Raw genomic sequence first — 13,672 nt, forward strand, 5'->3', positions numbered from 1 at the left:
GGCCGACGTCTCCGCGCTCAGAGACTGACCAACGTGATCACGGCGACCACGAGCACGAACCCGGCCACGACCCGCCCGGCCAGCCGACCTGCGGTGCTCAGCTCCACCGTCGACCGGTTGCGGACCATCCATCCCTGCGATGCCCGCCAGGTGGACTCGGGGCTCACCAGGGTCCAGACCGCCATCGCGGCGATTACCAGGAGCAGGAGGACCAGGATCACCCGAGCGACTCCAGTGCCGCGTTGAACGTCGGCGACGGACGCATCACCTCGGACGCCTTCGCGTCGTCGGGCCGGTAGTAGCCGCCGAGATCCACGGGGTGGCCCTGGACGGCGATCAGCTCCTCGGTGATCGTCTGCTCCTCGTCGGCCAGGCGGGCCGCGAGGTCGGTGAACCGCGTTGCCAGCTCCGGGTCGTCGTCCTGCCGCGCGAGCTCCTGGGCCCAGTACATCGCCAGGTAGAAGTGCGAGCCGCGGTTGTCGATCGAGCCGACCTTGCGCGAGGGCGAGCGGTTCTCGTTGAGGAACGTGCCGGTGGCGCGGTCGAGGGTCTCGCCGAGGATCTTCGCGTGCGGGTTGTCGTGCACCTCGGCGTACTTGCCGAACGACTCCGCCAGGGCCAGGAACTCGCCGAGGCTGTCCCAGCGCAGGTAGTTCTCCCTCACCAGCTGCTGCACGTGCTTGGGAGCCGAGCCGCCGGCCCCGGTCTCGAAGAGGCCGCCACCGTTGATGAGCGGCACGATCGACAGCATCTTCGCGCTGGTGCCGAGCTCGAGGATCGGGAAGAGGTCGGTGAGGTAGTCGCGCAGCACGTTGCCGGTGACCGAGATCGTGTCCTCGCCCTTGCGGATCCGCTCGAGCGAGAAGGCGATCGCGAGCTGGGGGGCGAGCACCTGGATGTCGAGTCCGCTGGTGTCGTGCTCGGGGAGGTAGGCCCGCACCTTGGCGATCAGGTTGGCGTCGTGGGCGCGGCTCTCGTCGAGCCAGAAGACCGCGGGCGCGCCCGTCGCCCGGGCCCGCGTCACGGCCAGCTTGACCCAGTCACGGACCGGGACGTCCTTGGTCTGGCAGGCCCGCCAGATGTCCCCGGCCTCGACGTCGTGCTCGATCAGCACCGCGCCGGAGCCGTCGACGACTCGCACGGTGCCCGCCGCGGGGATCTCGAAGGTCTTGTCGTGGGAGCCGTACTCCTCGGCGGCCTGCGCCATCAGCCCGACGTTGGAGACCGAGCCCATCGTGGTCGGGTCGAAGGCGCCGTGGGCGCGGCAGTCGTCGATCGTGACCTGGTAGATGCCGGCGTACGACGAGTCGGGGATCACCGCGAGCGTGTCGGCCTCCTCGCCGTCGGGGCCCCACATGTGGCCGCTGGTGCGGATCATCGCGGGCATCGAGGCGTCGACGATCACGTCCGACGGCACGTGCAGGTTGGTGATGCCACGGTCGGAGTCGACCATCGCCAGCGGCGGCCCGTCGGCGAGACCGGCCTCGAAGGCGGCCTTGATCTCCGCACCGTGCTCCAGCTGGTCGAGACCGGCCAGGATCCCGCCGAGGCCGTTCCTCGGGCTGAGCCCCGCGGCTGCGAGCTCCTCGCCGTACGTCGCGAACACCTCGGGGAAGAACGCGGTGACGACATGGCCGAAGATGATCGGGTCGGAGACCTTCATCATCGTGGCCTTGAGGTGCACCGAGAACAGCACACCGTCGGCCTTGGCGCGGGCGATGGCGTTCGCCACGAAGGCGTGCAGGTGCGCCACCTCGAGCACGGTGGCGTCGACGATCTCGCCGGCCAGCACGGGCAACGCGTCCTTGAGCACGGTGAGCGTGCCGTCGGCCGCCTCGTGCTCGATCCGCAGCGTGTCGTCGCCCTCGATCACCACGGACTTCTCGTTGGACTTGAAGTCGTGCTCACCCATGGTCGCCACGTTGGTCTTGGAGTCCGGGCTCCAGGCCCCCATCGAGTGCGGGTGGTTGCGTGCGTACTGCTTGACCGAGTCCGCAGCGCGGCGGTCGGAGTTGCCCTCGCGCAGCACCGGGTTGACCGCGCTGCCCTTGACCTTGTCGTAGCGGGTCCGGACGTCGCGTTCCTCGTCGGTGGTCGGGCTGTCGGGGTAGTCCGGCAGGTCGTATCCCTGGCTCTGCAGCTCGGAGACGGCCGCCTTCAGCTGCGGCATCGAGGCCGAGACGTTGGGCAGCTTGATGATGTTGGCCTCGGGCCGGGTCGCGAGCTCGCCGAGCTCGGCCAGCGCGTCGTGCTGCCGCTGCTCGTCGGTGAGCCGGTCGGGGAACTGCGCGATGATCCGCCCGGCGAGCGAGATGTCGCGGGTCTCGACGCCCACCCCGGCCTGACCGGCGTACGCCTCGATGATCGGCAGGAAGGAGTACGTCGCGAGCAGCGGCGCCTCGTCGGTGTGGGTGTAGATGATCGGGGAGGGCTGCACGGCGTCGGTCACGTCTTCGACGCTAGTTGGGGGCGTGTGGGTCAGGCAAACCACGGCTGCGCGGGACTATCGTCGGCGCTGGACCCGGCGGATGGGCCGGCGCTCGACGTGAGGAGCACTCGATGTCCGACATGACGGTGACCGCGGCCCCGGAGCTCGGCCAGAAGCTGGTCGCCGAGTTCCTCGGCACGTTCGTCCTGGTGTTCTTCGGGGTCGGGTCGGTGGTGATCCTCGGCGCGGCCGGCGGCAACCTCCCCGACTACACGGGCGTCGCCCTGACCTTCGGCATCGCGGTCGCGGTGATGATCTACGCCGTCGGCCGGATCAGCGGCGGGCACTTCAACCCCGCGGTCTCGATCGGCGCCGCCATCGGCGGCCGGGTGCCCTGGAGCGAGGCCCTGGCCTACATGGTCACCCAGGTGGTCGGCGCGACCGTCGGCGCACTGGCGCTCTTCGTCGTCGCCCACGGTTACGACGGCTTCAGCTCCGACGGGCGGATGGGCACCAACTCCTTCGGCCACGGCCTGGGAGCCTCCGGCATCTCCTGGTGGGCCGCGTTCGTGCTCGAGCTGATCCTGACCGCGGTCTTCGTCTTCGTGATCCTCGCGGTCACCGACTCCCGCAACGAGCACCCGGCCCTGGCCCCCCTGGCGATCGGCCTGACCCTCTTCGCGGTGCACATGGTCGCGATCCCGGCCACGGGCACGTCGGTGAACCCGGCCCGCTCGATCGGGCCGGCGCTCTTCGGTGGCAGCGAGGCCCTGAAGCACCTGTGGCTCTTCATCCTCGCGCCGCTGGTCGGCGGGGCCGTGTCCGGCCTGGTCTACCCGGCGCTGTTCGGACGCGGCGTCGAGCCGGTCGCCGGGTCCGGGCTGCGGTTCGGCACCGGCGCCACCGGCGCGGTGCCGGGGTACGGCGCCCCCGACGCGTTCCAGCAGCAGTGGCAGGAGGGCAACGGCGCCGCGGGAGACGTCCCCCCGCCGGCGGCTCCGACCGCGACCCCGCCGGACGACGACGGACGTACCCAGATCCGGCCCCAGCAGTGAGCCGGCCGGCCGTCAGGGCCGGCTGACCCGGACCAGCGTGAGCTGTACGTCGACCGCGTCCGTCGTGTCCTGCGCGACCATCCCGATCCCGGGCACGAAGTAGGTCTGCACCACGCGGATCGGTGCCAGGGCGCTCAGGTCACGGGTCTCGACCGCGTGGTCGTAGCTCCCCCGGGGCAGGGTCACCGAGGCGTCCAGCGACACCACCGTGGACCGGCGCTCCATGTCGCGCGCCCGGAACCCGTTGCCGAAGCCGTCCCCGACCCGCGGCTGCGCGGCCATCACCAGACCCGCCTCGGCGCCGTTGCGACCGGCCCGCCAGGAGGTCGTGGCGAGCGGGTCGACCGGGAAGGTGGCGCCGACCCGCTGGCCGAACCACCAGACGTTGCCCGCGGCGTCCTGGGCGTACCAGCGGACCGCTGCGAACGTCGTACCACCGGAGGGGCGGCGGACGACGTACCGCACCGCCGTGGTCGCCACGCCGTCGACCGGGCGGCTCGCCGGGAGCACGGTGGCGACCACCGTGTCGAGGGTGGTCCGCGTGTAGCGCCGATAGGTCCAGCGGGTGCCCGGCGCGAGCGGGAACCAGCGGTTGTCGACGCGGCCGACGAAGTCGCCGGGGGCGGGGTCCGGGGTCGGGATGGTCAGACCGTCGATGCCGCTCGGGCCGACCGGCGTGGGCAGGCCGCCGCAGGCGGCGAGCGGCGCCACCACGAGCAGGGCGAAGGCCGCTCGGGCTGCCCGGGCGACCAGCTGGGCGGGCCCGCGCGTCATGGCTGCAGCATGCCAGCCCGCTTGAAGTACGACGTCCGCCCGCTGCTAGCGTCGGCGGCATCCACTTCGGTGGTCGGGCGATGTCGCGGCCACGTGTCCCGAGGAGTCATCCCGTGAGTGCAGCACCCCTCAAGGTCGCCGTGACCGGCGCCGCCGGCCAGATCGGCTACAGCCTCCTGTTCCGTCTCGCCAGCGGCTCGCTGCTCGGCGCCGATCGTCCGATCGAGCTGCGGCTGCTGGAGATCGAGCCGGCGCTCAAGGCGCTCGAGGGCGTGGTGATGGAGCTCGACGACTGCGCGTTCCCGACGCTCGCCGGCGTCCAGATCGGCTCGGACGCCGAGCAGATCTTCGACGGCGTGAACCTCGCCCTGCTCGTCGGCGCGCGCCCGCGCGGCCCGGGCATGGAGCGCAGCGACCTGCTCGAGGCCAACGGCGCGATCTTCACCGTGCAGGGCAAGGCCCTCAACAAGGTCGCCGCTGACGACGTACGCATCGGGGTGACCGGCAACCCGGCCAACACCAACGCGCTGATCGCGATGAGCAACGCTCCCGACATCCCCTCGGCGCGCTTCTCCGCGCTCACCCGGCTCGACCACAACCGGGCGATCTCGCAGCTCGCGGCCAAGACCGGCGCACCCGTGACCGACATCGCCAAGATGACGATCTGGGGCAACCACTCCGCCACGCAGTACCCCGACCTCTTCCACGCCGAGGTGGGCGGTCGCAACGCCGCCGAGGTGGTCGGCGACCAGGACTGGCTGGAGAACACGTTCATCCCGACCGTGGCCAAGCGCGGTGCCGCGATCATCGAGGCCCGCGGCTCCTCGTCGGCGGCCTCCGCGGCCTCCGCCACCATCGACGCCGCCCGCGACTGGCTGCACGGCTCGGCCGACGGAGACTGGGTCTCGATGGCCGTGGTCTCCGACGGGTCGTACGGCGTCCCCGAGGGCCTGATCTCGTCGTTCCCGGTCACCACGTCGGGCGGCGACTGGTCGATCGTCCAGGGCCTCGAGATCGACGACTTCTCCCGCGCCCGCATCGACGCCTCCGTGGCCGAGCTCGCCGAGGAGCGCGACGCCGTCACCGGCCTCGGCCTGATCTGACCCAGTCGGCGCAAACAGGCACTCACACCACGCCGAGTCGGCGCAAACAGGCACTCACACCACGCCGAGTCGGCGCAAAGAGGCACGCTCGGGGCGCCGAGTCGGCGCAAAGAGGCACGCTCGGGGCGCCGAGTCGCCGCACAAGTGCACCCGCGGCAACCGAGCCACTGCCCACGCGCGCCGACTGAGCGTGTGTGCATTGCCTTTTCGCGCCGACTGAGCGTGTCTGCGTTGCCTTTTCGCGCCGACTCGGCGTGTGTGCATTGCCTCTTTGCGCCGACTGAGCGGGTGTGCGCTGCCTCTTTGCGCCGAGTCAGGGAAGGGGTTGGTTGGGGATGCTCGTGGAGAGGAACCACAGGGCGACCCCGACGGCGGCGAGGAGGGCGACGTCGAGGAAGCGACGGCGTACGGCGAGCATCCCGGCCTCACTCGCGGGCAGGGCCAGGCGCACGAGCGCCGCGACGACCAGCGAGGCGGCCATCCACTTCACGCCCAGGCGCCAGTTGCCGCGGGTGACGATGCTCAGGCCCACGCCGGCCGTGGCCAGCACGACGAGGTAGACCGCGCCGCCGATCGTGGAGGGGCGCCGCCGGCGGGTCGGCTCGGCGACCAGCTCGGCGGGTTGCTCCTCCTGCTCCACGGTGCTCAGTGTGCCTGCTCCGCGATGCTGACGACGTTGGAGAGCAGCATCGCGCGCGTCATCGGCCCGACCCCGCCGGGGTTCGGCGACACCCAGCCCGCGACCTCGGCCACGTCGTCGGCCACGTCGCCCGCGATCTTGCCGTCGACCCGCGAGACGCCGACGTCGAGGACCGCGGCGCCCGTCTTGACCATCTCCGCGCTGATGATGCCCGGCACCCCGGCGGCCGCGACCACGATGTCGGCGTTGCGCACGTGGGCCGCCAGGTCGCGGGTCCCGGTGTGGCACAGGGTCACCGTCGCGTTCTCGGTACGACGCGTCAGCAGCAGGCCGAGCGGGCGCCCGACCGTGAGCCCGCGGCCGACCACGACCACGTCGGCGCCCGCGATCTCGACCCCGTGGCGGCGGAGCAGCTCGATCACGCCGACCGGCGTGCACGGCAGCGGGCCGGCCTTGCCGAGCACCAGCTTCCCGAGGTTCATCGGGTGCAGGCCGTCGACGTCCTTGTCGGGGTCGACGCGGGAGAGCAGGGCGAACTCGTCGAGCCCGGTCGGCTGCTGCACGATGAAGCCGGTGCACGCCGGGTCGGCGTTCAGCTCGTCGATCACCGCCTCCACCTCGGCCTGGGTCGCGCTCGCGGGCAGGTCGTGCCGCAGCGAGGTGATCCCGATCGAGGCGCAGTCCTTGTGCTTGGCGCCGACATACCAGTGCGAGCCCGGGTCGTCGCCGACCAGGACGGTGCCCAGCCCGGGCGTGATGCCGCGCTCCTTCAGCGCGGCGACCCGTTCGGTGAGCTCGGCCTTGATCGTCCGCAGGGTCGCGGTGCCGTCGAGGATGCGTGCGGTCATCAATGTGTCCTTCGGTTGCCTGGGTGGTCTCGACTCCGCTCGACCACCGAGATGGTCAGTGGAAGAAGTGGCGGGTGCCGGTGAGGTACATCGTGACGCCGGCGTCCCGGCAGGCCTGGATGGTCAGCTCGTCGCGGACCGAGCCGCCCGGCTGCACGATCGCCCGGATGCCGGCGTCGATCAGGATCTGCGGACCGTCCTCGAACGGGAAGAAGGCGTCCGAGGCGGCCACCGAGCCCGCGGCCCGCTCCCCCGCCCGCGAGACCGCGAGCCGGCAGGAGTCGACCCGGTTGACCTGGCCCATCCCGATCCCGACGGACGCGCCGTCCCGCGCGAGCAGGATCGCGTTGGACTTCACCGAGCGGCAGGCCTGCCAGGCGAAGGCGAGGTCCGCGAGCACGTCGTCGGGGGCCGCCTCGCCCGTGGTCAGCGTCCACGTCGACGGGTCGTCGCCGGGCGCGTCAACGTGGTCGACGCGCTGCACCAGGACGCCACCCGAGATGCCCCGGAACTCCACGGGGTCGGCGTGCTCGTCGACGGGGCAGCTCAGGATCCGGATGTTCTTCTTGGTCTGGAGCACCTCCACGGCGCCGTCCTCGTAGCCCGGCGCCACGATCACCTCGGTGAAGACCTCGGCGACCTGTTCGGCCAGCTGCCGGGTGACCGGCCGGTTGACCGCGATCACACCGCCGAACGCCGAGCCCGGGTCGCAGGCATGGGCCTTGCGGTGGGCCTCGGCGACGTCGGCGCCGGTGGCGATCCCGCACGGGTTGGCGTGCTTGATGATCGCCACGGCGGGGACGTCGAAGTCGTTGGCCGCGCGCCGGGCGGCGTCGGTGTCGACGTAGTTGTTGTACGACATCTCCTTGCCGTGCAGCTGCTCGGCCGCGGCCAGCCCACCGCGCCAGTGGGCGTAGAGCGCCGCGGGCTGGTGGGGGTTCTCGCCGTACCTGAGGGCCGCCTTGCGCTGCCAGGTCGCTCCGGTGAACGCCGGGAAGCCGGTGCCGTCGCCGGTGTCGGCGAGCACGCTGCCCATCCACGACGCCACCGCGACGTCGTACGCCGCGGTGTGGGCGAAGGCATCGGCCGCGAGCCGCTTGCGCTGGTCGAGGGTGAAGCCACCTGCGGCCACGGCGGCAACCACGTCGTCGTACGACGTGGGGCTGGTGACGATGGCGACCGAGGGGTGGTTCTTGGCCGCCGCCCGCACCATCGAGGGGCCGCCGATGTCGATCTGCTCGACGCACTGGTCGGGCGTGGCCCCCGACGCCACGGTCTCGGCGAACGGGTAGAGGTTGGAGACCACCAGGTCGAACGGCTCGATGCCGAGCTCGGCGAGCTGGTGGACGTGGGACTCGAGGCGGCGGTCCGCGAGGAGGCCGGCGTGCACCGTGGGGTGCAGGGTCTTCACCCGGCCGTCGAGGCACTCGGGGAAGCCGGTCAGGGTCTCGACCCTGGTCACCGGAAGGCCGAGGGCTTCGATCCGCGCGGCCGAGCCGCCGGTGGAGACCAGCTCGACGTCGGCTGCCGCGAGGGCACGGACGAGGTCGTCGAGTCCGGACTTGTCGAAGACGGAGACCAGGGCTCGCCTGATCGGGATGCGATCGGTCACAGAGGTCACTCCTGCGCTGCTCGGGGCACCCAGGCGGTCGATGCCCGATGACGTCACTCCCCGGTGGTTTCCCACCCGCGCCAGTCGTGTCCGGGCAGCCTAACGGGTGGGCCCGACAAGCTCGACCACCGAATCAGGTCACCGCCCGAAACGGACGACCCGGCCGTCGACGGAGAAGCCCTCGCGGGCGATCCGACCGACCGCCTCGACCAGCATCGCCCGCTCCGAGGTCTTGATCCGTTCGTGCAGCGACTCCGCACTGTCGCCGTCGAGCACGGGGACCGCCGCCTGGGCCACGATCGGCCCGGTGTCGACGCCCGAGTCGACGACGAACAAGGTGCAGCCGCTGACCTTGACGCCGTACGCCAGGGCGTCAGCCGGCCCGTGCATCCCCGGGAACGACGGTGACAGGGCCGGGTGCGTGTTGAGGAACCGGCCGGCGTACCTCGACAGGAAGGCGTCCCCCACCAGCTTCATGAAGCCGGCCGAGACCACGAGGTCGGGCTCGAACGACGACACCGAGGCGGTCAGCGCCTCGTCCCAGGCCTCGCGGGTCTCGAAGTCCGGCACCCGGTGCACGAACGTCGGGATCCCGGCCCGCTCCGCGCGGGCGAGCCCCTCGATCGCGTCCCGGTCCGCACCGACCGCGACCACGGAGACGGGGTACGACGGGTCGCTCGCGGCGTCCAGCAGCGCCTGGAGGTTGGTGCCGGACCCGGACACGAGGACGACGACGCGCAGGGGCTCGGACACCCGTGGAGTCTAGGGTCCGCCCGCGGACGCACCGGCTGTGACCCAGGTCACGAACACCCGCAACCGGGCCATCCCGGTCTGGTGCAAGGGGGCCATGCCCACCCGGGCCCTCGGTCCCCAGTGGCGCCGACGATGGCCCCCTTGGCGGTGGTTCGCCCGCGGCCGGGGGCCGGCGGTGGTCCTCTGGAGTCACGAAGCGAACCGGCCCTCGGGCCGGGGAGCCTCCGCCATGGGGATGGCGCAGCTGCCGGGGTGCGACCGAAAGGTGTGACCTCCCAGTGCGCACGCCCACCGCCTCCGCCCTCAAGGCCCGCACTCTGGCCGCACTCGTCGTCACCGGCGCCCTGGTCTCGTTCGCCGCACCGGCCCCCGCCGCACCCGCGCTCCACCCGGGCTCCGGCCGCGAGGCCCGCACCACCACGCAGGTCGTCCGGGTCCCGGCCGCGTTCTTCGGCCTCCACGACGGCTCGGGCCAGGCCTACGGGCGGGCCGCCTTCGGGTCGATCCGGCTCTGGGACGCCCAGGTCACCTGGCGCGAGATCGAGAAGTCGCCCGGCGTCTACGACTGGAGCAGGCTCGACACCCTGGTCGGCGCCGCCCAGGCGCACGGGGTCCAGGTCACGCTGGTGCTGGCGATGACCCCGACCTTCTACGCCTCGTCCCCGACGCTCCCGCCCACCGACCTGTCCCACTACGCCGACTACGTGCGCGCGGTGATGGACCGCTACCGCGACTTCAACGGCCGGCGTGGCATCGCGGCGTACCAGGTCTGGAACGAAGGCAACCTGTCGACCTTCTGGACCGGCACCCCGGGACAGCTCGCGGAGCTCACACGGGTCGTGCACGACGTGGGCGCCCAGGTCGACCCGGGCGCGACGATCCTCGCACCGTCGTTCGCGATGCGGATGAGGTTCGAGGCCGACGCGTTCGCCGCCTACCAGTCGCAGCTCGTCGACGGAGTTCCGGTCTGGCACTTCTACGACGCCAACGCGCTGAGCCTTTACCCGAAGGCGACCTACGGCACGCGTCCGGGCGGCCCCGAGGACGCGATGGCCCTGCTGGGTACGGCGCGCAACCTGCTGGCCCGCGCCGGCGTGCCGGCCGACCTGCCGCTCTGGGGCACCGAGATCAACTACGGGCTGCCCAGCGGCGGCACCCCCGGGCACCTGGTCGCCACCCCGATCCCGGACAGCCAGCAGGTGGCCAACGTCCTGCGCACCTACGTGCTCGGAGCGGCCGACGGGCTCACCCGGCTGTTCTGGTACCGCTACGACTGGGGCACGGTGCCCGGCGGGGGGACCCTCGGCAACACGCTTCGCAACCCCCGGCGTCTACGACCAGATCACCCCCGCCGGGCAGGCGCTGGCCACCGCCCAGGCGTGGCTGCGCGGACGGTTGGTCGGCACCGGCACCGGTCGGCCCTGCGCCCGGGACGCCGAGGACACCTACACCTGCGTCGTGCGCTACCCGGGCGGCACCCGCCGGATCTACTGGAACCCCACCCAGGCGGTGCGGATCCCGCTGCCCGCCGGTGCGACGTACCGGCAGACCGGCCTGGGCGACCGCCGCACGGTGAGCCGCCGGGCCACGACGGTCCAGATCGGCTACCAGCCGGTGATGGTCGACTCCCCGAGCTGAGCGCGCCTCCCACCACACAGGCGGGACTCGCTTTTCCCACGATTCGCCCACAAGTCGCCCGCGGGCGTGATTCCCTAGAGCTCGCAGCACGTGGGGGGAAGAGCACCAGGGGGGTGCAGCACCGGGGGGTGCCAACTGAATCTCGGGGGGAAGCCCAGAAAGGTCCGATCCCCGTGCACGTCCCCCCTCGCAAACGGCTCTCACTGCACGCACGCGCCGCCGCGGTCATCGCCGGCGCCGGCCTGCTCGTCTCGCTGGCGGCCCCGGCACCTGCCGACCTCGCGGCGTCGGGTCACGACCGCACCCAGGGCAGGCACCACCGCGCCCAGGTGGTCCGGGTGCCCCGCGCCTTCTTCGGGATCCATGACGGGTCCGAACGGGCCTACGGCCGGATCCCCTTCGGCTCGATCCGGCTCTGGGACGCCCAGGTCACCTGGCGCGAGGTCGAGACCGCTCCCGGCGTCTACGACTGGAGCCGCCTCGACAGCCTGGTCAGCGCGGCCCAGGCGCACCACGTGCAGGTGACCCTGGTGCTGGCGATGACGCCGTCGTTCTACGCCGGCACCGCCACCCTCCCGCCGAGCGACCTCAGTCACTACGCCGACTACGTGCGCGCGGTGATGACCCGCTACCGCGACTTCAACGGCCGACGCGGCATCGCGGCGTACCAGGTGTGGAACGAGGGCAACATCTCGACCTTCTGGACGGGCACCCCCGGCCAGCTGGCCGAGCTCACCCGGACCGTGCACGACGTCGGTGCCCAGGTCGACCCGGGCGCGACGATCGTCGCACCGTCGTTCGCGGTCCGCCTGCCCTACCAGCGCCGGTGGTTCAGCCGGTACGAGTCGCAGAGGGTGAACGGCCTGCCGGTGTGGCGCTACTACGACGCGAACGCGCTCAGCCTGTACCCGATGCCGACCAGCGGCCACCGCACGGCGGGGCCGGAGGACGCCATGGCCCTGCTCGGTCGCGCCCGCCACCGGCTGGCCAAGGCCGGCGTGCCGGTCCGGACGCCGTTGTGGGCCTCGGAGATCAACTACGGCGTGCGCAGCGGCACGCCCGGGGAGCTGGCCGCCCGGCCGATCACACGCCGGCACCAGGTCGCCAACGTGATCCGGACCTACCTCCTCGGCGCCGCGCACGGCCTGGCCCGGGTCTTCTGGTACCGCTACGACTGGGGCCGGCTGCCCGCCTCGGTCGGGGGCGGCACCCTCGGCAACACGCTGCTCGCGGTGCCCGGTCAGCCTGATCGGGTCACCGCCGCGGGCCGGGCCCTGGCCACCGCGGCCGACTGGCTGCACGGGCGGCTCGTCGGCCGGCACGGGCGACGCCCCTGCGCGCAGCACCGCTCGGGTCTCTACACGTGCGTGATCCGCTACCGGGGTGGCGTCCGCCGGATCTACTGGAACCCTCGGCACGGCGAGCGGCTGCGCCTGCCGGCGCGCGCGACCTACCGCCAGTCGGTCGACGGCCGTGCGCAGAAGCTCGGCCGGCACCATCACATCCGGATCGGCTACCGCCCGGTGATGGTGCAGTCGCGGCGCTGACCACGCCGCAGCCGAGAGTCAGCCGCGCCGGACGCGCCAGGTGGCGACCAGCGAGCCGAGCAGACCGCCGACGCCGAAGGTCGCGATCCCGTGCAGCAGGACCTGGAACACGAACGGCCCGACCTGGGCCATCCGGCCGGGGCCGACCGCACCGCCCGACAGCGACGCGACCACGGCGAACCCCACGGCACAGAGCAGACCGGCCCCGGCACCGCGCAGGGCCGCGTCGTCCCACCGGTCGGTCGGGTAGCGCCGCAGCACGCGGTACGACGCGGCCGCGGCCACCAGGGGCGGCAGGGCCAGCAGAGCGACCGTCCAGCCCGGGGTCGGGCCGGCGTCGGGCAGGGCCGCGAGCAGGGGGAACATCGGTAGAGGTCCGAGCACTACCGCGGTCGGCGTGACGAGGGTGTGGGTGCCCACGGCGAAGCCGGGGCCGAGGAGGTAGGACCCGCTGAAGGCCGCCGCGTTGGGCACCAGGAGGGCGCAGAGCCCGATCAGCAGGGTGGCCGCGCCGGGGCTCGTGTGCAGCTGCGACATCACGTTGACCGCGCCGTCCCAGTCGACGACGAGGGCGACGACGAGGACCACCGCAGCCAGCACGGCGTACCAGACCAGGATTCGCCAGGCTGCGGCAGCGGCGGCGCGCAGCGAGACCGGCAGGAACGAGGTCCAGATCGCGGCCCGGCCCGAGCCGACAGCGACGGCGACGCCACCCACGAGCCCGCACATCAGGACGATCCGCACGACCACCGAGGCCAGCGACGGCGACGTGGACGGGGTGGCAGCCAGGCGATCGGTGACCACCGCGACCACGAGGTAGCCGGCGGTGAACAGCGCGGTGGCCGACCCGACCGTCCAGTCGCGCACGCCGTCGGCGATCGCATCGGCATCGGGACCGTGCCCGGAGACCGAGTCGCCCAGCCGCAGGCCGAGGCGCCAGACCACGACCGCGCAGAGCAGCGTGAGGCCGAGGGGGACGGCGGTGACGTGCACCCCGTTGACCCGGACCCCAGAGCCGTGCGCCATCAGCCAGCCCAGCGCGCCGACGCGCAGACCGTCCCGCGGCGCCCCGTGGGCGCCGGCGTCGGTGAGGAACCAGCCGACGACCCCGGCGGCCAGGCAGACCACGAGCGTGACCGTGGCCGCGACAGCACCGGCCAGCGTCGCCAGCAGGACCAGCGGCCGTCGGTGAGTCGCGTCACTCCGCTCGACGCCCGGCTCGCGGACGCTCCGGCGCGAAGCGGGCAGCAGTGAAGTCATGGCGCGCTCATCAT

The 13,672-nt window shown here is 72.5% G+C and carries 11 protein-coding genes and 1 riboswitch; of the genes, 3 read left to right on the plus strand and 8 right to left on the minus strand.

Features of this window, described 5'->3' with window-relative positions:
* Window positions 1-17: 17 nt before the first annotated feature.
* Entirely contained in the window at window positions 18-221 is a 204-nt protein-coding gene (locus tag E3N83_RS19990) for a DUF6199 family natural product biosynthesis protein (RefSeq protein WP_238342856.1), read from the minus strand.
* Complete coding sequence (locus tag E3N83_RS10500; RefSeq protein ID WP_238342857.1) at window positions 218-2,449, minus strand: NADP-dependent isocitrate dehydrogenase; 2,232 nt, start codon at window positions 2,447-2,449, stop codon at window positions 218-220. The genes E3N83_RS19990 and E3N83_RS10500 overlap by 4 nt, the downstream gene beginning before the upstream one ends.
* Window positions 2,450-2,559: 110 nt before the next feature.
* Between E3N83_RS10500 and E3N83_RS10505 the strand changes: the two genes are divergently transcribed.
* Window positions 2,560-3,483, plus strand: coding sequence for an MIP/aquaporin family protein (locus E3N83_RS10505; RefSeq protein ID WP_238342858.1), 924 nt, complete (start codon window positions 2,560-2,562; stop codon window positions 3,481-3,483).
* Between the two features lie 12 nt (window positions 3,484-3,495).
* On the opposite strand, the gene E3N83_RS10510 is transcribed toward E3N83_RS10505, so the two are convergent.
* A complete protein-coding gene (locus E3N83_RS10510; RefSeq protein ID WP_151083215.1) occupies window positions 3,496-4,257 on the minus strand; it encodes a hypothetical protein in 762 nt (253 codons plus the stop codon).
* Between the two features lie 80 nt (window positions 4,258-4,337).
* Here E3N83_RS10510 and E3N83_RS10515 point away from each other — a divergent pair, with 80 nt between their 5' ends.
* A complete protein-coding gene (locus E3N83_RS10515) occupies window positions 4,338-5,360 on the plus strand; it encodes a malate dehydrogenase (RefSeq protein ID WP_420371827.1) in 1,023 nt (340 codons plus the stop codon).
* A gap of 313 nt (window positions 5,361-5,673) precedes the next feature.
* On the opposite strand, the gene E3N83_RS10520 is transcribed toward E3N83_RS10515, so the two are convergent.
* From E3N83_RS10520 to purN, 4 genes are all read right to left on the minus strand, one after another.
* Window positions 5,674-6,000: a DUF3017 domain-containing protein gene (locus E3N83_RS10520; RefSeq protein WP_238342859.1), complete on the minus strand. Its 327-nt coding sequence runs from the start codon at window positions 5,998-6,000 to the stop codon at window positions 5,674-5,676.
* 5 nt (window positions 6,001-6,005) lie between these two features.
* Window positions 6,006-6,848: a bifunctional methylenetetrahydrofolate dehydrogenase/methenyltetrahydrofolate cyclohydrolase gene (locus E3N83_RS10525; protein WP_151083217.1), complete on the minus strand. Its 843-nt coding sequence runs from the start codon at window positions 6,846-6,848 to the stop codon at window positions 6,006-6,008.
* 55 nt (window positions 6,849-6,903) lie between these two features.
* Window positions 6,904-8,460, minus strand: coding sequence for a bifunctional phosphoribosylaminoimidazolecarboxamide formyltransferase/IMP cyclohydrolase (purH, locus tag E3N83_RS10530; RefSeq protein WP_202879197.1), 1,557 nt, complete (start codon window positions 8,458-8,460; stop codon window positions 6,904-6,906).
* Window positions 8,461-8,480: 20 nt separating this feature from the next.
* A riboswitch (ZMP/ZTP riboswitch) is annotated at window positions 8,481-8,558 on the minus strand.
* Window positions 8,559-8,598: 40 nt separating this feature from the next.
* The gene (gene purN, locus E3N83_RS10535) at window positions 8,599-9,213 is read right to left on the minus strand and encodes a phosphoribosylglycinamide formyltransferase (RefSeq protein WP_202879198.1); all 615 of its coding nucleotides are present in this window, start codon (window positions 9,211-9,213) and stop codon (window positions 8,599-8,601) included.
* Between the two features lie 278 nt (window positions 9,214-9,491).
* On the opposite strand from purN, the gene E3N83_RS10540 reads away from it, so the two are divergent.
* On the plus strand, window positions 9,492-12,398 hold the full coding sequence (locus E3N83_RS10540; RefSeq protein ID WP_151083219.1) for a glycoside hydrolase family protein: 2,907 nt from the start codon (window positions 9,492-9,494) through the stop codon (window positions 12,396-12,398).
* A gap of 18 nt (window positions 12,399-12,416) precedes the next feature.
* On the opposite strand, the gene E3N83_RS10545 is transcribed toward E3N83_RS10540, so the two are convergent.
* Window positions 12,417-13,658: a cell division protein PerM gene (locus E3N83_RS10545; RefSeq protein WP_151083220.1), complete on the minus strand. Its 1,242-nt coding sequence runs from the start codon at window positions 13,656-13,658 to the stop codon at window positions 12,417-12,419.
* Window positions 13,659-13,672 lie beyond the last annotated feature (14 nt).

This window comes from Nocardioides cynanchi (assembly GCF_008761635.1).
Classification (GTDB): Bacteria; Actinomycetota; Actinomycetes; order Propionibacteriales; family Nocardioidaceae; genus Nocardioides; species Nocardioides cynanchi.